This is a genomic window from Salmonella sp. 741265116_PST, from assembly GCF_046567715.1.
Lineage (GTDB): Bacteria > Pseudomonadota > Gammaproteobacteria > Enterobacterales > Enterobacteriaceae > Salmonella > Salmonella enterica.
Window position 1 is genome coordinate 43,752 of sequence record NZ_JBKFPH010000019.1, and the last position, 20,654, is coordinate 64,405.

At 53.6% G+C, this 20,654-nt stretch carries 22 protein-coding genes; 16 read left to right on the top strand and 6 right to left on the bottom strand.

Translation table 11 applies throughout. The features are described 5' to 3' along the window. Window positions 1-58: 58 nt before the first annotated feature. Window positions 59-2,605 (top strand): class I adenylate cyclase, encoded by a 2,547-nt coding sequence (cyaA, locus tag ACLD11_RS14490; RefSeq protein WP_000281718.1) that lies wholly within the window; start codon window positions 59-61, stop codon window positions 2,603-2,605. Between the two features lie 77 nt (window positions 2,606-2,682). Here cyaA and cyaY read toward each other — a convergent pair whose 3' ends face one another. Continuing rightward, the gene (gene cyaY, locus ACLD11_RS14495) at window positions 2,683-3,003 is read right to left on the bottom strand and encodes an iron donor protein CyaY (protein WP_076727615.1); all 321 of its coding nucleotides are present in this window, start codon (window positions 3,001-3,003) and stop codon (window positions 2,683-2,685) included. A gap of 138 nt (window positions 3,004-3,141) precedes the next feature. On the opposite strand from cyaY, the gene lptM reads away from it, so the two are divergent. The 8 genes from lptM (at window position 3,142) to corA (ending at window position 10,245) form a co-directional block, all read left to right on the top strand. Continuing rightward, the gene (lptM, locus tag ACLD11_RS14500) at window positions 3,142-3,345 is read left to right on the top strand and encodes an LPS translocon maturation chaperone LptM (RefSeq protein ID WP_000799903.1); all 204 of its coding nucleotides are present in this window, start codon (window positions 3,142-3,144) and stop codon (window positions 3,343-3,345) included. A gap of 36 nt (window positions 3,346-3,381) precedes the next feature. Next, window positions 3,382-4,206, top strand: a complete 825-nt coding sequence (gene dapF, locus ACLD11_RS14505) for a diaminopimelate epimerase (RefSeq protein WP_001160671.1) — start codon at window positions 3,382-3,384, stop codon at window positions 4,204-4,206. Further along, window positions 4,203-4,910: a DUF484 domain-containing protein gene (locus ACLD11_RS14510; RefSeq protein WP_000812763.1), complete on the top strand. Its 708-nt coding sequence runs from the start codon at window positions 4,203-4,205 to the stop codon at window positions 4,908-4,910. The genes dapF and ACLD11_RS14510 overlap by 4 nt, the downstream gene beginning before the upstream one ends. Next, window positions 4,907-5,809 carry a tyrosine recombinase XerC gene (gene xerC, locus ACLD11_RS14515; RefSeq protein ID WP_411015045.1) on the top strand — a complete coding sequence of 301 codons (903 nt, stop codon included), beginning with the start codon at window positions 4,907-4,909 and terminating at the stop codon, window positions 5,807-5,809. The genes ACLD11_RS14510 and xerC overlap by 4 nt, the downstream gene beginning before the upstream one ends. Then, on the top strand, window positions 5,809-6,525 hold the full coding sequence (gene yigB, locus ACLD11_RS14520) for a 5-amino-6-(5-phospho-D-ribitylamino)uracil phosphatase YigB (protein WP_001213560.1): 717 nt from the start codon (window positions 5,809-5,811) through the stop codon (window positions 6,523-6,525). Before xerC ends, yigB begins: the two co-directional genes overlap by 1 nt. 135 nt (window positions 6,526-6,660) lie before the next feature. After that, window positions 6,661-8,823 carry a DNA helicase II gene (uvrD, locus tag ACLD11_RS14525; protein ID WP_411015046.1) on the top strand — a complete coding sequence of 721 codons (2,163 nt, stop codon included), beginning with the start codon at window positions 6,661-6,663 and terminating at the stop codon, window positions 8,821-8,823. 259 nt (window positions 8,824-9,082) lie between these two features. Beyond that, entirely contained in the window at window positions 9,083-9,139 is a 57-nt protein-coding gene (gene ysgD / locus ACLD11_RS14530; RefSeq protein ID WP_213083418.1) for a YsgD/CorL family protein, read from the top strand. A 155-nt stretch (window positions 9,140-9,294) separates the two neighbouring features. Beyond that, complete coding sequence (gene corA, locus ACLD11_RS14535) at window positions 9,295-10,245, top strand: magnesium/cobalt transporter CorA (protein WP_000947139.1); 951 nt, start codon at window positions 9,295-9,297, stop codon at window positions 10,243-10,245. 47 nt (window positions 10,246-10,292) lie between these two features. On the opposite strand, the gene ACLD11_RS14540 is transcribed toward corA, so the two are convergent. Beyond that, window positions 10,293-10,673 (bottom strand): hypothetical protein, encoded by a 381-nt coding sequence (locus ACLD11_RS14540; RefSeq protein ID WP_023139942.1) that lies wholly within the window; start codon window positions 10,671-10,673, stop codon window positions 10,293-10,295. Between the two features lie 174 nt (window positions 10,674-10,847). Here ACLD11_RS14540 and ACLD11_RS14545 point away from each other — a divergent pair, with 174 nt between their 5' ends. After that, window positions 10,848-11,144, top strand: a complete 297-nt coding sequence (locus ACLD11_RS14545) for a hypothetical protein (protein ID WP_001156607.1) — start codon at window positions 10,848-10,850, stop codon at window positions 11,142-11,144. Between the two features lie 39 nt (window positions 11,145-11,183). On the opposite strand, the gene rarD is transcribed toward ACLD11_RS14545, so the two are convergent. Both rarD and yigI read right to left on the bottom strand, forming a co-directional pair. Further along, complete coding sequence (gene rarD, locus ACLD11_RS14550) at window positions 11,184-12,071, bottom strand: EamA family transporter RarD (RefSeq protein ID WP_001631499.1); 888 nt, start codon at window positions 12,069-12,071, stop codon at window positions 11,184-11,186. 43 nt (window positions 12,072-12,114) lie between these two features. After that, the gene (gene yigI, locus ACLD11_RS14555) at window positions 12,115-12,582 is read right to left on the bottom strand and encodes an acyl-CoA thioesterase YigI (RefSeq protein WP_001277136.1); all 468 of its coding nucleotides are present in this window, start codon (window positions 12,580-12,582) and stop codon (window positions 12,115-12,117) included. 164 nt (window positions 12,583-12,746) lie between these two features. On the opposite strand from yigI, the gene pldA reads away from it, so the two are divergent. The 3 genes from pldA (at window position 12,747) to rhtC (ending at window position 16,213) form a co-directional block, all read left to right on the top strand. After that, complete coding sequence (gene pldA, locus ACLD11_RS14560; RefSeq protein WP_001201692.1) at window positions 12,747-13,616, top strand: phospholipase A; 870 nt, start codon at window positions 12,747-12,749, stop codon at window positions 13,614-13,616. Window positions 13,617-13,699: 83 nt separating this feature from the next. Further along, window positions 13,700-15,529: an ATP-dependent DNA helicase RecQ gene (recQ, locus tag ACLD11_RS14565; protein ID WP_001664819.1), complete on the top strand. Its 1,830-nt coding sequence runs from the start codon at window positions 13,700-13,702 to the stop codon at window positions 15,527-15,529. A gap of 63 nt (window positions 15,530-15,592) precedes the next feature. Continuing rightward, entirely contained in the window at window positions 15,593-16,213 is a 621-nt protein-coding gene (gene rhtC, locus ACLD11_RS14570) for a threonine export protein RhtC (protein ID WP_000928814.1), read from the top strand. 39 nt (window positions 16,214-16,252) lie between these two features. Here the strand turns inward: rhtC and rhtB are convergent, their stop codons facing one another. Next, window positions 16,253-16,873: a homoserine/homoserine lactone efflux protein gene (rhtB, locus tag ACLD11_RS14575; protein WP_000142527.1), complete on the bottom strand. Its 621-nt coding sequence runs from the start codon at window positions 16,871-16,873 to the stop codon at window positions 16,253-16,255. A 110-nt stretch (window positions 16,874-16,983) separates the two neighbouring features. Here rhtB and pldB point away from each other — a divergent pair, with 110 nt between their 5' ends. From pldB to ACLD11_RS14590, 3 genes are all read left to right on the top strand, one after another. Beyond that, window positions 16,984-18,000, top strand: coding sequence for a lysophospholipase L2 (gene pldB, locus ACLD11_RS14580; RefSeq protein ID WP_000487685.1), 1,017 nt, complete (start codon window positions 16,984-16,986; stop codon window positions 17,998-18,000). Between the two features lie 15 nt (window positions 18,001-18,015). Further along, a complete protein-coding gene (gene yigL, locus ACLD11_RS14585; RefSeq protein ID WP_000285336.1) occupies window positions 18,016-18,816 on the top strand; it encodes a sugar/pyridoxal phosphate phosphatase YigL in 801 nt (266 codons plus the stop codon). An 80-nt stretch (window positions 18,817-18,896) separates the two neighbouring features. Beyond that, complete coding sequence (locus ACLD11_RS14590; protein WP_001196257.1) at window positions 18,897-19,796, top strand: carboxylate/amino acid/amine transporter; 900 nt, start codon at window positions 18,897-18,899, stop codon at window positions 19,794-19,796. Here the strand turns inward: ACLD11_RS14590 and metR are convergent. Continuing rightward, complete coding sequence (gene metR / locus ACLD11_RS14595) at window positions 19,684-20,637, bottom strand: HTH-type transcriptional regulator MetR (RefSeq protein ID WP_060554328.1); 954 nt, start codon at window positions 20,635-20,637, stop codon at window positions 19,684-19,686. The two genes, ACLD11_RS14590 and metR, sit on opposite strands and share 113 nt — an antisense overlap. Window positions 20,638-20,654: the final 17 nt, after the last annotated feature.

The window sequence follows — 20,654 nt, forward strand, 5'->3', positions numbered from 1 at the left end:
TGGCGACGGTCAAGTACTGACCTGCACCATGACGGGTAGCAACATCAGGCGATACGTCTTGTACCTCTATATTGAGACTCTGAAACAGAGACTGGATGCCATAAATCAACTGCGTGTGGATCGCGCGCTTGCTGCCATGGGACCCGCTTTTCAGCAGGTTTACAGTCTTCTGCCGACATTATTGCACTATCACCATCCACTGATGCCGGGTTACCTTGATGGTAACGTTCCCAGCGGTATTTGCTTCTACACGCCTGATGAAACCCAACGCCACTATCTGAACGAACTTGAGCTGTACCGCGGTATGACGCCGCAGGACCCGCCGAAGGGCGAGCTGCCGATTACCGGCGTTTACACCATGGGCAGCACCTCCTCGGTCGGGCAGAGCTGCTCGTCCGACCTGGATATCTGGGTGTGCCATCAGTCCTGGCTCGACGGTGAAGAGCGTCAGTTGCTGCAACGTAAGTGTAGCCTGCTGGAAAGCTGGGCCGCCTCGCTTGGCGTTGAGGTGAGCTTCTTCCTGATCGACGAGAACCGTTTCCGCCATAACGAAAGCGGCAGTCTGGGCGGGGAAGACTGTGGTTCTACGCAGCATATCCTGTTGCTTGATGAGTTTTATCGTACCGCTGTGCGCCTGGCCGGGAAGCGTATCCTGTGGAGTATGGTGCCGTGCGACGAAGAAGAGCATTACGACGACTATGTCATGACGCTCTACGCGCAGGGCGTATTAACGCCAAACGAATGGCTGGATCTGGGGGGCTTAAGCTCGCTCTCCGCCGAAGAGTACTTTGGCGCCAGCCTGTGGCAGCTATACAAGAGCATTGACTCGCCGTACAAAGCGGTGCTGAAAACGCTGCTGCTGGAAGCCTACTCATGGGAATATCCCAACCCACGTCTGCTGGCGAAAGATATTAAACAACGTCTGCATGACGGTGAAATCGTATCGTTTGGACTCGATCCCTACTGCATGATGCTGGAACGGGTCACTGAATACCTGACGGCGATTGAAGATCCGACGCGGCTGGATTTAGTCCGCCGCTGCTTTTACCTGAAAGTGTGCGAGAAATTAAGTCGCGAGCGTGCCTGCGTAGGCTGGCGTCGGGAAGTGTTAAGCCAGTTAGTCAGCGAGTGGGGATGGGACGACGCGCGTCTGACCATGCTCGATAATCGCGCAAACTGGAAAATCGATCAGGTGCGCGAAGCCCACAACGAATTGCTCGACGCCATGATGCAAAGCTATCGTAATCTGATTCGCTTTGCGCGGCGCAACAACCTCAGCGTGAGTGCCAGCCCGCAGGATATCGGCGTACTGACGCGTAAGCTGTACGCGGCGTTTGAAGCGTTGCCGGGTAAAGTCACGCTGGTGAACCCGCAGATATCGCCGGATCTGTCCGAGCCGAATTTAACCTTTATCCATGTGCCGCCGGGACGCGCCAACCGTTCAGGCTGGTATCTCTACAACCGCGCGCCGAACATGGATTCCATCATCAGCCATCAGCCGCTGGAATATAACCGTTATCTTAATAAGCTGGTCGCGTGGGCGTGGTTCAACGGCCTGCTGACGTCGCGAACGCATCTGTTTATTAAGGGCAACGGTATTGTCGACCTGCCTAAGTTACAGGAGATGGTCGCCGATGTTTCGCACCATTTCCCGCTGCGCTTGCCTGCTCCGACGCCGAAAGCGCTCTACAGCCCCTGTGAAATTCGCCATCTGGCGATTATCGTTAACCTCGAATATGACCCGACGGCGGCGTTTCGCAATAAAGTGGTCCATTTTGACTTCCGTAAGCTGGACGTTTTCAGCTTTGGCGAAGAGCAAAACTGTCTGATAGGCAGTATCGACTTGTTATATCGCAACTCGTGGAACGAAGTGCGTACTCTGCACTTTAACGGCGAGCAGGCGATGATCGAAGCGCTGAAAACGATTCTGGGGAAAATGCACCAGGATGCTGCGCCGCCGGATAGCGTGGAGGTGTTCTGCTACAGTCAGCATCTTCGCGGTCTGATTCGCACCCGCGTGCAGCAACTGGTCTCCGAATGTATCGAGCTACGTCTTTCCAGCACCCGTCAGGAGACCGGTCGATTCAAGGCGCTGCGGGTTTCCGGGCAGACGTGGGGACTATTCTTCGAACGCTTGAATGTCTCGGTGCAGAAGCTGGAGAACGCTATCGAATTCTACGGCGCGATTTCGCATAACAAGCTGCACGGGCTGTCGGTACAGGTGGAAACCAACCAGGTGAAATTGCCGTCAGTGGTGGATGGCTTCGCCAGCGAAGGGATTATCCAGTTCTTCTTTGAAGAAACGGGTGATGAGAAAGGCTTTAATATTTATATTCTGGATGAAAGTAACCGGGCGGAAGTGTATCACCACTGCGAAGGTAGCAAGGAAGAACTGGTGCGCGACGTCAGTCGCTTCTATTCGTCATCGCACGATCGCTTCACGTATGGCTCCAGCTTTATCAACTTTAACCTGCCGCAGTTCTACCAGATAGTGAAAACCGATGGCCGCGCGCAGGTGATCCCATTCCGTACGCAGCCTATCAACACCGTGCCGCCAGCAAACCAGGATCATGACGCGCCGCTATTGCAGCAGTATTTCTCCTGAGGATTTTCGCCCGGTGGCGGCTACGCCTTACCGGGCCTACAGTAAGCCGGATAAGCAAAGCGCATCCGGCAAATAAATCAACGAAAACTCACCTTTTCACCCGCCTGCTGCGTCGCCGCCTGCTCCAGCAGATCCCAGAAGGTTTCGCCGCTGCGATCGCAAACCCACTCGTCGCCTTTCAGGTCAAAGTGATAGCCGCCCTGTTTGGTCGCCAGCCACACCTGGTGCAGCGGCTCCTGACGGTTAATAATGATCTTACTGCCGTTCTCAAAGCTGAGGGTCAGCACGCCACCGTTGATTTCGCAGTCGATATCGCTATCGCCGTCCCAGTTATCGAGGTGTTCTTCAATGGTGAGCCACAGGGCGTCAGCCAGGCGATGAAATTCACTGTCGTTCATTGTCGTTTCCCGTTTTTTCGTGATGGCGGCAGTATAACCTGGAACAAAAGGCGTTGCAGTTTACCGCCAAACGCTTGCTTTTACGCCTTCTCCTGCGATGATAGAAAATAGAAAGCATGAACTTACAGGCAATCCATAATGAAAAACGTGTTTAAGACACTCGCTGTACTTCTGACTCTGTTCAGCCTGACGGGCTGCGGTTTGAAAGGGCCGCTTTATTTCCCGCCAGCCGATAAAAATGCGCCGCCGCCGACGAAAAAAGTCGATTCGCAAACGCAGTCCACGATGCCCGATAAGAACGATCGCGCAACGGGAGATGGCCCGTCCCAGGTCAATTACTGAGGATAGTTTTCTGTCCCCGCGTGAACGGAGTGAATGATGCAATTCTCTAAAATGCATGGCCTTGGCAACGATTTTATGGTCGTTGACGCGGTAACGCAGAATGTCTTTTTTTCGCCGGAACTGATTCGTCGGCTATCCGACAGACACCTGGGCGTAGGGTTCGATCAGCTGCTGGTAGTTGAGCCGCCCTATGATCCTGAGTTGGACTTTCATTACCGCATCTTCAACGCCGACGGCAGTGAAGTCTCGCAGTGCGGCAATGGCGCGCGCTGTTTCGCGCGATTTGTTCGCCTGAAAGGGCTAACCAATAAACGCGATATTCGGGTCAGTACCGCGAATGGCCGGATGGTACTGAGCGTCACGGAAGATGAACTGGTGCGGGTGAATATGGGGGAGCCAAACTTTGAACCCGCGCAGGTGCCTTTTCGCGCCAACAAAGCGGAAAAGACGTATATTATGCGAGCGGCGGAACAGACCATACTGTGCGGCGTGGTTTCAATGGGCAATCCGCACTGTGTCATTCAGGTTGATAACGTCGACACGGCGGCCGTTGAAACACTGGGGCCGGTTCTGGAAAGCCATGAGCGTTTTCCGGAACGCGCCAACATCGGTTTTATGCAGGTTGTAAGACGCGAGCATATCCGGCTGCGAGTCTATGAACGCGGCGCAGGGGAGACCCGCGCGTGCGGCAGCGGCGCGTGCGCTGCCGTTGCCGTGGGGATTCAGCAGGGGCTGCTGGCTGAAGAAGTACGCGTGGAATTACCGGGCGGTCGGCTGGATATCGCCTGGAAAGGTCCGGGTCATCCGTTATACATGACTGGTCCGGCGGCACATATCTACGACGGATTTATCCATTTATGAAGCAACCAGAGGAAGAACTACAGGAAACGCTCACGGAACTGGACGATCGAGCGGTCGTCGATTACCTGCGCCACCACCCTGAGTTTTTTATCCGTAACGCCCATGCCGTGGAAGCGATGCGTGTTCCACATCCCGTGCGGGGAACGGTTTCGCTCGTTGAGTGGCATATGGCCCGCGCGCGTAATCACATCAATGTGCTTGAAGAAAATATGACGCTGCTGATGGAACAGGCTCATGCCAATGAAAGCCTGTTTTATCGCTTGCTGCATCTGCAAAGCCGTCTGGTCGCCGCGGATAGTCTGGATGAGATGCTGGTGCGGTTTCACCGCTGGGCGCGCGATTTGGGGCTTGCCGGCGCGACGCTGCGTTTGTTCCCGGATCGGTGGCGTCTTGGCGCGCCATCGCGCTATACGCATCTGGCTTTAAACCGTCAGGCCTTCGAGCCGCTGCGTATTCAACGGCTGGGACAGTCGCAGCATTATCTTGGCCCGCTAAACGGTCCGGAACTGCTGGTGGTCTTGCCGGAGGCGAAGGCTGTAGGCTCGGTAGCCATGTCGATGATGGGCAGCGATGGCGACCTCGGGGTGATTCTCTTCAGCAGCCGTGACCCGCACCACTATCAGCCGGGACAGGGGACGCAGCTTTTACAGGAGATCGCGCTGATGCTGCCGGAACTGCTGGAACGCTGGATTAAACGCGTATGACGGATGTCGCGCTTTCTCAGGATGTCTCGCGGTTCCTGCGCTATTTAGGCGTGGAGCGCCAGCTTAGCCCCATTACCCTGCTGAATTACCAGCGTCAGCTTGATGCCATTATCGCTTTAGCCGGAGAAACCGGGCTGAAAAGCTGGCAACAATGTGACGCTGCGATTGTGCGCAGTTTTGCGGTGCGCAGTCGGCGCAAAGGGCTTGGCCCTGCCAGTCTGGCGCTACGTCTCTCGGCATTGCGAAGCTTTTTTGACTGGTTAGTCAGTCAGGGCGAATTGAAAGCTAACCCGGCGAAGGGCGTCTCCGCACCGAAAGCGCCGCGTCATCTGCCGAAAAATATTGATGTCGACGACGTTAACCGCCTGCTGGACATCGATCTTAACGATCCGCTCGCCGTACGTGACCGGGCGATGCTGGAGGTCATGTACGGCGCGGGGCTGCGTTTATCCGAACTGGTTGGCCTGGATATAAAGCACCTCGATCTTGATACCGGCGAAGTGTGGGTAATGGGTAAAGGCAGCAAAGAGCGACGCCTGCCGATTGGCCGTAACGCGGTGACGTGGATTGAGCACTGGCTGGATCTGCGCGGCCTGTTCTCCAGCGATGAAGAGGCGTTATTCCTGTCGAAGCTCGGCAAGCGTATCTCCGCGCGCAATGTCCAAAAACGGTTCGCCGAATGGGGCATAAAGCAGGGGCTAAACAGCCACGTGCATCCACATAAGCTGCGCCATTCGTTCGCGACCCATATGCTGGAATCGAGCGGCGATCTGCGCGGCGTGCAAGAGCTGCTGGGTCATGCCAACCTTTCCACCACCCAAATTTATACTCATCTTGATTTTCAACACCTTGCTTCAGTGTACGACGCGGCGCATCCGCGCGCTAAACGGGGGAAATAATGCGTTTTTACCGGCCTTTGGGGCGTATTGCCGCGCTCACCTTTGACCTGGATGATACCCTTTATGATAACCGTCCGGTGATTTTGCGTACTGAGCAGGAAGCGCTCGCTTTTATGCAAAATTATCACCCGTCGCTACGTTCGTTTCAAAACGTCGATTTACAGCGGATACGGCAGGCGGTGCGTGAAGCGGAGCCGGAAATCTATCATGACGTTACCCGCTGGCGCCATCGCGCGATAGAGCAGGCCATGCGGGATGCGGGATTATCGGCGCAGGAGGCCATTGCCGGCGCGAATGCGGCGATGATGCATTTTGCCAAATGGCGCAGCCAGATTGAGGTTCCGCAGGCTACCCATGAGACGTTACAGCAGCTTGCGAAAAAATGGCCGCTGGTGGCGATCACTAACGGCAACGCCCAGCCGGAACTGTTTGGCCTCGGCGATTACTTTAAGTTTGTACTGCGCGCCGGCCCGGATGGACGTTCCAAGCCGTTTAGCGACATGTATTTCCTGGCGGCGGAAAAACTGCATGTGCCGATCGGCGAGATCCTGCATGTCGGCGACGATCTGACTACCGATGTGGCTGGCGCTATTCGCTGTGGGATGCAGGCCTGCTGGATTAAACCTGAAAATGCCGACCTGATGCGGACGCAGGACAGCCGTTTACTGCCGCATATCGAAATTTCGCGGTTGGCATCTCTCACCTCGCTGATATAATCACCAGTAGTTCTGTATAAATTCCCAGTTATTCTGGCGGATGGCGCTATGCTTATCCGCCCTACGATAAGTAGCCCCGGTAAGCGAAGCGCCACCGGGCGTTTTTAGTTTTCATGTTTTTACGCGGCGGTGCCAATGGACGTTTCTTACCTGCTCGACAGCCTTAATGATAAACAGCGCGAAGCGGTGGCCGCGCCACGTAGCAACATGCTGGTGTTGGCGGGCGCGGGAAGCGGGAAAACCCGCGTGCTGGTGCACCGTATCGCCTGGTTACTGAGCGTAGAAAACAACTCGCCATACTCCATCATGGCGGTGACCTTTACCAACAAAGCGGCGGCGGAAATGCGCCATCGTATTGGCCAGTTGATGGGGACCAGCCAGGGCGGAATGTGGGTAGGGACGTTCCACGGTCTGGCGCACCGCCTGCTGCGCGCGCATCATATGGACGCTAATTTGCCGCAGGATTTCCAGATTCTCGACAGCGAAGATCAGATGCGTTTGCTTAAACGCCTGATTAAGGCGATGAATCTTGATGAGAAGCAGTGGCCGCCGCGTCAGGCGATGTGGTACATCAATAGCCAGAAAGACGAAGGGCTACGCCCGCACCATATCCAAAGCTATGGCAACCCGGTGGAGCAGACCTGGCAGAAGGTGTATCAGGCCTATCAGGAAGCGTGCGATCGCGCTGGTCTGGTGGATTTTGCCGAGCTACTGCTGCGCGCTCATGAACTATGGCTGAACAAGCCGCACATCCTGCAACACTATCGCGAGCGGTTTACTAACATTCTGGTGGACGAATTCCAGGATACCAACAACATTCAGTACGCCTGGGTTCGTCTGCTGGCGGACGATACCGGTAAAGTGATGATTGTTGGCGACGATGATCAGTCGATCTACGGCTGGCGCGGGGCCCAGGTAGAGAACATCCAGCGCTTCCTCAATGATTTCCCCGGCGCGCAGACCATTCGTCTGGAGCAGAATTACCGCTCGACCAGCAACATCCTTAGCGCGGCGAACGCTCTGATTGAAAACAACAACGGGCGTTTGGGTAAAAAGCTGTGGACTGACGGCGTTGACGGCGAACCGATATCGCTGTACTGCGCTTTCAACGAACTGGATGAAGCGCGCTTTGTGGTTAACCGTATCAAAACCTGGCAGGACAACGGCGGCGCGCTTGCGCAATGCGCCATCCTTTATCGCAGCAACGCCCAGTCGCGCGTGCTGGAAGAAGCGTTATTACAGGCCAGTATGCCGTACCGCATTTACGGCGGTATGCGCTTCTTCGAACGCCAGGAGATCAAAGATGCGCTCTCTTATCTGCGTTTGATTGCCAATCGCAACGATGATGCCGCCTTTGAACGCGTGGTGAATACCCCAACGCGCGGCATCGGCGACCGTACGCTGGACGTGGTGCGCCAGACCTCGCGCGATCGCCAGCTAACATTGTGGCAGGCGTGCCGTGAATTGTTACAGGAAAAAGCCCTGGCCGGGCGTGCGGCCAGCGCGCTACAACGCTTTATGGAACTGATCGACGCTCTGGCGCAGGAAACTGCCGACATGCCGCTGCATGTGCAGACTGACCGGGTGATCAAAGATTCCGGCCTGCGCACCATGTATGAGCAAGAAAAAGGCGAGAAAGGCCAGACGCGCATCGAAAACTTAGAGGAACTGGTGACGGCGACGCGGCAGTTCAGCTACAACGACGAAGATGAAGATTTGATGCCGTTGCAGGCCTTCCTCTCTCACGCGGCGCTGGAAGCGGGCGAGGGGCAGGCAGATACCTGGCAGGATGCGGTGCAGCTGATGACGCTGCACTCGGCCAAAGGGCTGGAGTTTCCACAGGTGTTTATTGTCGGCATGGAAGAGGGCATGTTCCCCAGCCAGATGTCGCTGGATGAGGGCGGGCGTTTGGAAGAGGAGCGTCGTCTGGCCTACGTCGGCGTTACCCGTGCCATGCAGAAACTAACGTTAACCTATGCGGAAACGCGTCGTCTGTACGGTAAAGAGGTCTACCATCGCCCGTCGCGTTTCATCGGCGAACTGCCGGAGGAGTGCGTGGAAGAGGTCCGTCTGCGCGCCACCGTCAGTCGTCCGGTGAGCCATCAACGAATGGGAACGCCGCTGGCGGAAAACGACACAGGCTACAAACTCGGCCAACGCGTGCGCCATGCGAAGTTCGGCGAGGGAACTATTGTCAACCTGGAGGGCAGCGGCGAGCATAGCCGGTTGCAGGTGGCTTTTCAGGGGCAAGGGATCAAATGGCTGGTTGCCGCGTATGCGAAGCTGGAAACGGTTTGACCGGCTCTCATATTGCCGGATGGCACCTCTTATCCGGCCTACGCGCTGGCTAACATTTTGATTTGTAGGCCGGATAAGGCGAAGCCGCCATCCGGCTATATAGTGATGTTAATATTCTGAAATCATAGATAAATACTCTCACTCTGCTAACCTTTCTGCATAAGGGGAAATTATTGCTTTTTCGCGTTTCGTTGCGTGTTGACGGCAAATTTTTGCTGGCGTAACATGCGCCCACGATTACGCTAAGAGGACATTCGCCTTGGACACACCCAGTAGATACTGGCTCATTATCCTGTTATCCAGGATCAACTCCTAAGGCTATCCCTTTTTGCTGATAGCCTTAGCGGTTGTCAGCGACCTTTCATTTTTTCCCGTCGCGTTGAGTCAGGCTGTTTAATGGTCTGAAACCCAATTTGTTTCTGTGTGCCCATCTGAACTGTCCGATATTTTTACGCATTGGGAGTCCCGGTCATGCTGAGCGCATTTCAACTGGAAAAAAACCGACTGACCCGGCTGGAAGTCGAGGAGTCACAAAGCCTGATTGATGCCGTATGGGTCGATTTGGTCGAACCGGACGACGACGAGCGATTGCGCGTACAATCTGAGCTGGGCCAGAGTCTGGCGACGCGTCCTGAACTGGAAGATATCGAAGCATCCGCGCGCTTCTTTGAAGACGAAGACGGACTGCATATCCACTCCTTCTTCTTCTTCGAAGATGCGGAAGATCATGCCGGTAACTCTACGGTGGCATTCACTATTCGCGATGGCCGTCTGTTTACGCTGCGTGAACGCGAACTGCCCGCCTTCCGTTTGTATCGTATGCGCGCCCGCAGCCAGGCGATGGTCGACGGTAATGCTTATGAATTACTGCTCGATCTGTTCGAAACCAAAATTGAACAGTTAGCGGATGAAATCGAAAACATCTACAGCGATCTGGAAAAACTGAGCCGCGTCATTATGGAAGGGCATCAGGGCGATGAATACGACGAAGCGCTCTCCACGCTGGCGGAACTGGAAGATATCGGCTGGAAGGTACGCCTGTGTCTGATGGATACCCAACGCGCGCTGAACTTCCTGGTGCGCAAGGCGCGCTTACCGGGCGGACAGTTGGAGCAGGCGCGTGAGATCCTGCGCGATATCGAATCTCTGCTGCCGCACAATGAATCGCTGTTCCAGAAGGTGAACTTCCTGATGCAGGCGGCGATGGGTTTCATCAACATTGAGCAGAACCGCATTATCAAAATCTTCTCGGTGGTTTCCGTGGTGTTCCTGCCGCCGACGCTGGTCGCTTCCAGCTATGGGATGAACTTCGAGTTTATGCCGGAACTGAAGTGGAGCTTTGGTTATCCAGGCGCGATTATCTTTATGATTCTGGCGGGGCTTGCGCCGTATCTGTACTTTAAGCGCAAGAACTGGTTGTAAAATCAACGGACTGGCGATTTAACCGCCAGTCCGTTGGAAGTTCTTCATCATGAGGAGAGTTCTTGTTTTGAAGAAGCGATGAAAGATAGCAGTAGTGTTGTGAGTATTACCCAGGCAATATTGAGTTGTATACCAATATTATCGCAATCAGCCCCATTGAGTGCGACACTGACTGTACAGAAGACATTTACACCTATAGACAATGCGATGAAATAAAGTGCCCTGCAACCTGAATCTCTGATTCTCTTCGCGCCAATATTAATATGGATATAGGTATTGACAATAATAAATATTAAATCAAGATATTGGTTTTTAGGCATTATAGTAAATAATATTATCCATGATGATAATGTATAAATAACAAACTTTGCTCGCTTCAATGTATCCTTGGGGGAAGGGTGAAAAATATCTTTAATAATCCTAATCATATTATTTTTTCCATATTGATAACCAACTTCAGGTCTCACATGTAAATATATCACACTGAATTTTCTAATGACAGTAATGGTAAATAATGGCATGATAATTACGTTGCACAGCAATAGATAATAATTAAATATATTATCTGGTAATTAACAATTTCAATGAATGGATTTCATAAAATGCAAGAGAAAAATTTCTGGCAAGTTTATTTTGGTAAAGACCCTTTTTCTAAAGCCGAATTCATTAAAGCCTGGATTGGATGGTGGGTGATTGCTATTGTCCTGCTCGTTGTACTGTCGATTTGTACTTCATTAAATTTGAGGGGGATTGGAATAGCGTTGGGATTCGGCTTTTGCCAGATCCATGCCCGTTATTTAACGTTTGTTGGTTGGAATAAGTTTATTGGTGTGTTGGGCGTGTTTCCAGTAACAAATATTATATTATTTATTGTATTGCTATTTACTAAAAAGAAATAACATAAAATGGCAGCCAGATAATAGCTGCCATTTTATTATTTAATGCTTACGCCGTTGCGTATAAATCGCATCCATCACGAAAATCGCCAGCGCGACCCAGATAAACGCAAATGTCACCATCTTATCCGCGCCCGGCACTTCGCCATAAAACGTCACCGCCAGTAAAAACATCAGCGTTGGGCCGATATACTGGAAAAAGCCCAGTGTAGAAAGACGCAGACGCGTAGCCGCTCCGGTGAAGCACAGCAGCGGAATCGTAGTGACCACACCCGCCGCCATTAACAGCAAGTTCAACGATAGTGCGTTTTGCCCCATATGGCTGGTGGCGCTATCCGCAATGCCAAACAGATAAATTGCCGCGACCGGCAACAGCCATAGCGTTTCGACCAGCATACCCGTCTGCGCTTCAACGGCGATCTTCTTACGCACCAGGCCGTAAAACGCAAAACTAAACGCCAGCCCCAGCGCGATAATCGGCAGCGAGCCAAAGGTCCAGAGTTGCACCAGCACGCCGCACACCGCCAGAATCACCGCCAGCCACTGCATTCGACGGAAGCGTTCGCCAAGAAAAATCATCCCCAGCAAGATGTTAACCAGCGGATTAATGAAATAACCCAGGCTGGCCTCCAGCATATGGTGATTATTTACCGCCCAAATGAACAATAGCCAGTTACCGCCGACCAGTACGGCGGACAGGGCCAGCAGAAAAATCTTCTTTGGCGTTTTCAGTAAGCGCTTAACCTGTCGCCACTGCCGGCTGACGCTAAGCAGCGCCACCATAAAGAAAAATGACCAAATCACGCGGTGCGTCAGGATCTCATCTGCGGGAACGTAATAGATCAGCTTGAAATACGCGGGGGCGATCCCCCAAATAAAATAGGCGGCAAGAGCGAGTAATACGCCCTGCCGTGTTTGTTTTGCGTCCATCCGGAAAACTCGTATCTGAAGTGTAACAACAGTTTACCTGCTTTTATCCCACCATATAAGTAGCGGTGGCGCTGGCGATGTACAGCTGATCTTCATTGTGTAATTCCACGCGGGCGACGGCCACTTTATTCCCAGCGCGCAGCAGGCTACTGGTGGCCGTAAAGCGGTTGCCTCTGCCCGGACGCAGGTAATCGACGCGCAGGTCAATCGTTCCCATCCGCGACAGGCGCTGGCGTAGTTCATCTTCGCTGATGGTTTCGTGGCGAGTTAGCGTGCTGCCGACGCATACCAGTCCGGCGGCGACATCCAGCGCAGAGGCGATCACGCCGCCGTGTAAAATGCTTTGCGCCCAGTTGCCGACCATCATCGGCTGGTTGTTAAAGGCCAGTTGGGCGAACGCTTTTTCATAGCGTTCCAGCTCCAGCCCTAACGCCCGATTAAACGGCATGTGGTAGACAAACATTTCACCCACTAATTTCAGAGCTTGTTCAGCGGTAAGTACAGCGGACATAGATTCCTGATACCCTATTGGTTAATTAAATGTTGATATTATGCTTCTTAATTGTTGTTTTCTACTTTAAGAAGGGATAACTAACGGCTATGTGTGTAAATATGTAAAAATGGTTGGCAGAGAATGATTCAAGCTGAAAATACTTCGTCAGGAGAACGTCAAGAATGCGGGCAATTTTGAGAGGGTTGTTGCCAGCCACGCTACTGCCATTAGCGGCATATGCACAAGAAGCTACGATAAAAGAGGTTCATGATGCGCCTGCAGTACGGGGAAGTATCATCGCTAACATGCTACAGGAGCATGATAACCCTTTTACGCTTTACCCTTATGACACCAACTACTTGATCTACACGAACACCAGCGATCTGAACAAAGAGGCCATAAGTACCTACAACTGGTCTGAAAACGCACGTAAAGATGAAGTGAAATTTCAGTTGAGCCTGGCGTTTCCGCTGTGGCGCGGAATACTGGGGCCGAACTCGGTACTGGGTGCTTCCTATACGCAGAAATCCTGGTGGCAGCTTTCCAACAGTAAAGAGTCTTCGCCGTTTCGCGAAACCAACTACGAACCGCAGCTTTTTCTTGGTTTTGCTACCGATTATCGCTTTGCCGGCTGGACGCTGCGCGACGTAGAGATGGGCTACAACCATGACTCTAACGGACGTTCGGACCCCACCTCGCGTAGCTGGAACCGTCTGTATACCCGTCTGATGGCCGAAAACGGTAACTGGCTGGTAGAGGTCAAACCGTGGTACGTGATTGGCAGTACCGACGATAATCCGGACATCACCAAATATATGGGTTATTACCAGCTTAAAATCGGTTATCACCTGGGCGAGGCGGTATTAAGCGCCAAAGGCCAGTACAACTGGAATACAGGCTACGGCGGCGCGGAAGTTGGATTAAGCTATCCGGTCACTAAACATGTCCGGCTTTATACCCAGGTGTACAGCGGCTATGGCGAATCGCTGATCGACTATAATTTTAATCAGACACGTGTCGGCGTCGGCGTGATGCTTAACGATATCTTCTGATTGGATTGTGTTTTAAACATTGCAGTTTCTCTCGCAGGCGCTGAAAATAGCGCCTGTTTTGATTTATGGTGAACGGGGTTAATGTGGCGCAGGCGGAAGTGTTGAATCTGGAATCAGGGGCCAAACAGGTTTTGCAGGAAACCTTTGGCTACCAACAGTTTCGCCCGGGCCAGGAAGCGATTATTGATACTGCGCTCTCCGGTCGCGACTGTCTGGTCGTCATGCCCACCGGCGGCGGCAAATCTCTGTGCTATCAAATCCCCGCGTTGTTGCTGGACGGATTGACCGTCGTCGTTTCGCCCCTGATCTCGTTGATGAAAGACCAGGTCGATCAGCTACTGGCGAACGGGGTGGCGGCGGCCTGTCTTAACTCCACTCAAAGCCGCGAGCAGCAGCTTGAGGTGATGGCGGGGTGCCGTACCGGACAGATTCGTCTGCTGTATATTGCGCCGGAACGCCTGATGCTGGACAACTTTCTTGATCATCTGGCGCACTGGAATCCGGTATTGCTGGCGGTGGATGAAGCGCACTGTATCTCGCAATGGGGACATGATTTCCGTCCGGAATATGCGGCGCTCGGTCAGCTTCGCCAGCGTTTTCCCGCTTTGCCGTTTATGGCATTGACCGCCACCGCCGACGACACCACGCGCCTGGATATTATTCGTCTGCTTGGGCTTAACGATCCGTTAATCCAGATCAGTAGCTTTGACCGACCGAATATCCGCTACATGCTGATGGAGAAGTTTAAGCCGCTCGACCAGCTAATGCGCTATGTTCAGGAGCAACGCGGCAAATCGGGTATCATCTACTGCAACAGTCGGGCGAAAGTGGAAGATACCGCCGCGCGCTTGCAAAGTCGCGGCATTAGCGCGGCGGCCTATCATGCGGGGCTGGAAAACGCTATTCGCGCCGATGTGCAGGAAAAATTTCAGCGCGACGATCTGCAAATCGTGGTGGCGACCGTCGCTTTTGGAATGGGCATAAACAAACCTAACGTACGTTTCGTCGTGCATTTCGATATCCCGCGCAATATTGAATCCTACTATCAGGAAACGGGCCGCGCCGGGCGCGACGGACTGCCTGCGGAAGCCATGCTATTTTACGATCCGGCTGATATGGCCTGGCTACGTCGTTGTCTGGAAGAGAAACCAGCCGGACAGCTTCAGGATATTGAACGGCATAAACTGAATGCGATGGGCGCTTTTGCCGAAGCGCAAACCTGCCGCCGCCTGGTATTGCTTAATTACTTTGGCGAAGGCCGACAAGAACCGTGCGGCAACTGCGATATCTGTCTCGATCCGCCCAAACAATATGATGGCTTAAACGATGCCCAGATTGCGCTTTCTACCATTGGTCGGGTTAACCAGCGTTTTGGCATGGGCTACGTTGTCGAGGTGATCCGCGGCGCGAATAACCAACGCATCCGCGATTTCGGTCATGACAAACTCAAGGTTTATGGCATGGGACGCGAAAAGAGCCATGAGCACTGGGTGAGCGTGATTCGCCAGCTCATTCATCTGGGGCTGGTAATGCAAAATATTGCGCAGCACTCCGCATTACAGTTGACGGATGCCGCGCGTCCGGTACTCCGTGGAGACGTTCCGCTAAAGCTTGCGGTGCCGCGCATCGTCGCCCTCAAACCCCGCGTGATGCAGAAATCGTTCGGCGGTAATTACGATCGCAAATTGTTCGCTAAGTTGCGCAAGCTGCGTAAAGCTATCGCTGATGAAGAGAATATCCCGCCGTATGTGGTCTTTAACGACGCCACGCTGATAGAGATGGCGGAACAGATGCCAGTTTCCGCCAGCGAGATGTTAAGCGTTAACGGGGTTGGGATGCGCAAACTGGAGCGCTTCGGGAAAGAATTCATGGCGCTCATCCGCGCGCATGTCGATGGTGATGACGAAGAGTAGTCAGCCCGGCAAAAAAGTGCCAGGATGGTGACTCACCGAACTATTTCCCCGCGAGCCATTTTTATGTTGATGCTATTTTTCACCGTGGCAATGGTGCACATCGTTGCGCTAATGAGCCCCGGCCCCGACTTTTTCTTCGTGTCTCAAACTGCTGTCAGCCGTTCGCGTAAAGAAGCGATGATGGGCGTACTGGGCATTACCTGCGGCGTGATGGTATGGGCGGGCGTGGCGCTGCTTGGCCTGCATCTCATCATCGAAAAAATGGCCTGGCTGCATACGATCATTATGGTAGGCGGCGGCCTGTACCTGTGCTGGATGGGCTATCAGATGCTGCGCGGCGCGCTGAAAAAACAGGATGCGGCGGCGTCTTCTCCGCACATTGAACTGGCGCAGAGCGGGCGCAGTTTTCTCAAAGGGCTGCTGACCAATCTGTCGAATCCGAAAGCGATTATCTATTTTGGTTCCGTTTTTTCACTGTTTGTCGGCGATAACGTCGGCGCTGCGGCGCGCTGGGGTATTTTCGCGTTAATCACCCTGGAAACGCTGGCCTGGTTTACCGTAGTCGCCAGCCTGTTCGCGCTGCCGAAAATGCGCCGCGGCTATCAGCGTCTGGCGAAATGGATTGATGGCTTTGCCGGCGCTCTGTTTGCGGGCTTTGGTATTCACCTGATTATTTCGCGTTAATTTACCTCCGGGCCGGATAAACATCATCCGGCACGACTATCACGCGTGTCTTGCCGACGCCAGGAGCGCGCCTACCAGCATAAACAACGAACCAAACGCTTTATTCAGCGCCTTCATCTGCTTTGGTCCTTTAATCCAGGCGGCAATGCGCTGCGCCAGCGTGGCGTAACCGGTCATCACAATCATATCCACCACAATCGTGGTGACGCCGAGAATGAGGTACTGCGCCAGTTGCGGTTGCTGCGGCATGATGAATTGCGGAAACAGGGCGGCAAGAAAGACAATGCTTTTGGGATTGGTTAGATTGACAAATATCGCCCGTTTGAACAGCCGACCCCGTGATTGCGTCTGGGCGAGAGTATGCAGATCGATAGCGCCTGCGGCGCGCCACTGCTGGATACCCAGCCAGATAAGATAAGCCGCGCCAGCCCATTTCAGGATTTCAAAAGCGAGGAGCGAGCGCGAAAAGAGCGTACCCAGTCCGACGCCCACCAGTACGATATGTATCCCCAGCCCGGTCTGGAGTCCGGCGATAGAAGCCACTGCGCCACGATATCCATGGTTGATAGACGTCGTCATGGTATTGATGGCGCCTGAGCCCGGAGAAAGACTCAGCAGAGTTGAGGTCAGTAGATAGGCGAACCACCATTCAAAGGTCATGCGAAACTCCCTGGTTGTCTGTTTTTGTGCCACAATACGCTACTGCCGCCGTGTTGTGTCAGGCACGACGCAAAAAACGATTTTACCTGGTAAACGAGGCCGAAAACCCGATGTTTCAGCAGCAAAATGACTGGGAAACAAGAGAAAATGCGTTTGCCGCTTTTGCTATGGGGCCGCTGACCGATTTCTGGCGTCAGCGGGAAGAGGCAGAGTTTATCGGCGTGGGTAACATTCCGGTGCGCTTTGTCCGTTTTCGAAATGATTCCAACGATCGGACGATCGTCATTTGTCCTGGCCGCATTGAGAGTTATGTAAAATACGCTGAACTGGCGTATGACCTTTTTCATCTCGGTTTTGATATCTTCATCATCGACCACCGTGGTCAAGGGCGCTCCGGGCGGATGTTATCGGACCCGCATCGGGGCCACGTTGATCATTTTAACGATTATGTTGAGGACTTAGCGGCGTTCTGGCAGCAGGAAATTGAGCCGGGGCCGTGGCGTAAGCGTTATATCCTGGCGCACTCAATGGGGGGCGCGATAGCCACCCTGTTCCTGCAACGCCATCGTGTGCGGTGCGACGCTATTGCGCTCACCGCGCCGATGTTTGGTATTGTGATACGCTTGCCTTCCTTTATGGTGCGCCATATTCTCGACTGGGCCGAAGGGCACCAGCGTATCCGTGAAGATTACGCTATTGGTACCGGTCAGTGGCGGGCGTTGCCGTTTGGGATGAATGCGCTGACCCACAGCCGCCAGCGTTATCAGCGCAACTTACGATTTTATGCCGACGAGCCGCAGCTGCGCGTTGGCGGCCCCACCTGGCATTGGGTACGCGAAGGTATTCTGGCGGGTGAGCAGGTTCTGGCTGGGGCGAGCGATGACACGACGCCTACGCTACTGATTCAGGCGGAAGAAGAGCGGGTAGTGGATAACCGCACCCACGATCGTTTTTGTGAAATTCGCGCCGCGGCGGGATACCCTTGTGAAGGGGGAAAACCGCTGGTTATCAAAGGCGCGTACCATGAGATCCTTTTTGAAAAGGACGCCATGCGCTCAGTCGCGCTTAACGCCATTGTTGAATTTTTCAACAAGCCTAATTTATCCAGCGGAAATCGCTTTGCTTAGAGGTTAAATTTTATTATGTATCAGGTTGTTGCGTCTGATTTAGATGGCACGCTGCTCTCCCCCGACCATACGTTGTCCCCTTATGCCAAAGAGACTCTGAAGCTGTTGACCGCACGCGGCATCCATTTTGTCTTTGCCACTGGTCGTCATCATGTCGATGTAGGGCAAATCCGCGATAATCTTGAAATCAAGTCTTACATGATCACCTCCAACGGCGCGCGAGTGCACGATACCGACGGGAATTTGGTTTTTACGCATAATCTGGACAGCGACATTGCCAGCGACCTGTTCGGGGTGGTGAATGCGAATCCGGACATCGTGACTAACGTTTATCGCGACGACGAATGGTTTATGAATCGTCATCGCCCCGATGAAATGCGTTTTTTCAAAGAGGCGGTATTTAACTACTCGTTGTTTGAGCCTGCGCTGCTGGAGCCGGAGGGCGTCAGCAAAGTGTTTTTCACCAGCGACACTCATGAAAAGTTGTTGCCGCTGGAGCAGGCGATTAACGCGCGCTGGGGCGATCGGGTAAACGTGAGCTTCTCTACGCTAACCTGTCTGGAAGTGATGGCGGGCGGAGTGTCGAAAGGTCATGCGCTGGAAGCGGTCGCTCATGCGATGGGGTACAGCCTGAAAGAGTGTATCGCCTTTGGCGACGGAATGAACGACGCTGAAATGCTCACGATGGCGGGCAAAGGCTGCATCATGGGCAATGCGCACCAGCGTCTGAAAGACCTGTATCCCGAACTTGAGGTGATCGGCATCAACGCGGATAACGCCGTGCCGCATTACCTGCGCGATCTTTTCTTACGCTGATGTGATTGTTTGTTAGTTGACCAGTTGTCAACTTCACTCTCCGCTACAATGGGTGCTCCCTGTTTTAAGAGACATCCATTGTGGCGCTACTCATCATTACCACTATCCTGTGGGCTTTCTCCTTTAGTCTATTTGGCGAGTATCTTGCCGGGCATGTCGATAGCTATTTCGCGGTGCTGATACGCGTTGGGCTGGCGGCGCTCGTTTTTCTGCCGTTTTTGCGTACTCGCGGGCACAACCTAAAAACCATCAGCCTGTATATGCTGGTGGGGGCGATGCAGCTTGGCATCATGTATATGTTGAGCTTCCATGCTTACCTCTACCTGACCGTATCCGAACTGCTGCTGTTTACCGTTCTGACGCCGCTCTATATTACGCTGATTTACGATGTGATGAGTCAGCGTCGTTTGCGCTGGGGCTATGCATTTAGCGCGTTGCTGGCGGTGATTGGCGCCGGGATTATTCGCTACGATCGCGTGACCGACCATTTTTGGGTAGGTTTGCTCCTGGTGCAGCTTTCTAATATCAGTTTCGCTATCGGAATGGTGGGGTATAAACGTCTGATGGAGACCCGTCCCATGCCGCAGCACAACGCCTTTGCGTGGTTCTATCTGGGGGCGTTTTTGGTGGCGGCGGTGGCGTGGTCGCTGTTGGGGAACGCGCAAAAGCTGCCGGAAACCACGCTGCAATGGAGCATTCTGGTGTTTCTCGGCGTGGTGGCGTCCGGCATTGGCTACTTTATGTGGAACTATGGCGCTACCCAGGTAGACGCCGGGACGCTGGGTATCATGAATAATATGCATGTTCCCGCAGGACTGCTGGTTAATCTTGCCATCTGGCATCAGCAGCCCCACTGGCCAAGCTTTATTACAGGCGCGGCTGTGATCCTGGCTTCGCTGTGGGTGCATCGAAAATGGGTCGCTCCGCGCTCCGCACAAACGGCAGATGATCGCAGGCGTGATCCCGCGTCGAGCGAATAAACGCCTCGGTCACCGCCTGACGCTGGTCGCCGTCGCGCACGGCGGCATACAGGCGGCTCCACAGACCATCGCCCAGGGTTTTGGTCACCACCAGACCCTGGCGCTCAACACTTTCCACCACCCAGTGCGGCAGGGCGGCAATACCCATTCTGGCCGCCACCATCTGAATCAGCAGTAGCGTATTATCCACGCTTTTCAGCAGCGGACTGATACCCGCCGGTTGCAGGAAATGTCGCCAGACATCCAGTCGGCTGCGCTGCACCGGGTAAATCAACAGCGTTTCGCTGGCTAAATCTTCCGGCGTAATCTGCGTTTTGCTGGCTAGCGGATGGTCGGGCGCCAGCACCAGTCGGACTTCAAAATCAAACATCGGCGAATAATGCAGCCCGCTGCGCGGCAAAATATCCGACGTCATCACCAAATCCAGCTCGCCTTGTTGCAAGGCCGGTTGCGGATCAAAAGTGACGCCGGATGTGAAATCCATTTCTACCTGCGGCCAGTTTGCACGGAAGTTTTCCAGCGCCGGGGTCAGCCACTGAATACAGCTATGACATTCAATAGCGATGCGCAGACGAGTTTGCTGCGGTTCGTTGCACGCCTGCAGCGCACGGCTGATTTGCGGCAGCACCTGGTTTGCCAGTTGCAGTAGAACTTCCCCCTGCGGCGTAAAGCGCAGCGGCTGGCTTTTACGCACGAACAGGCGGAAACCAAGGCGTTGTTCCAGATCGCTGAACTGATGAGACAGAGCGGATTGGGTCTGGTGCAGCACCGCAGCAGCAGCAGCCAGCGATCCACTATTCCGCAATGCCTGGAGTGTTTTCAGATGTTTAATTTCGATCATGAAAGTCCTTCACTTCG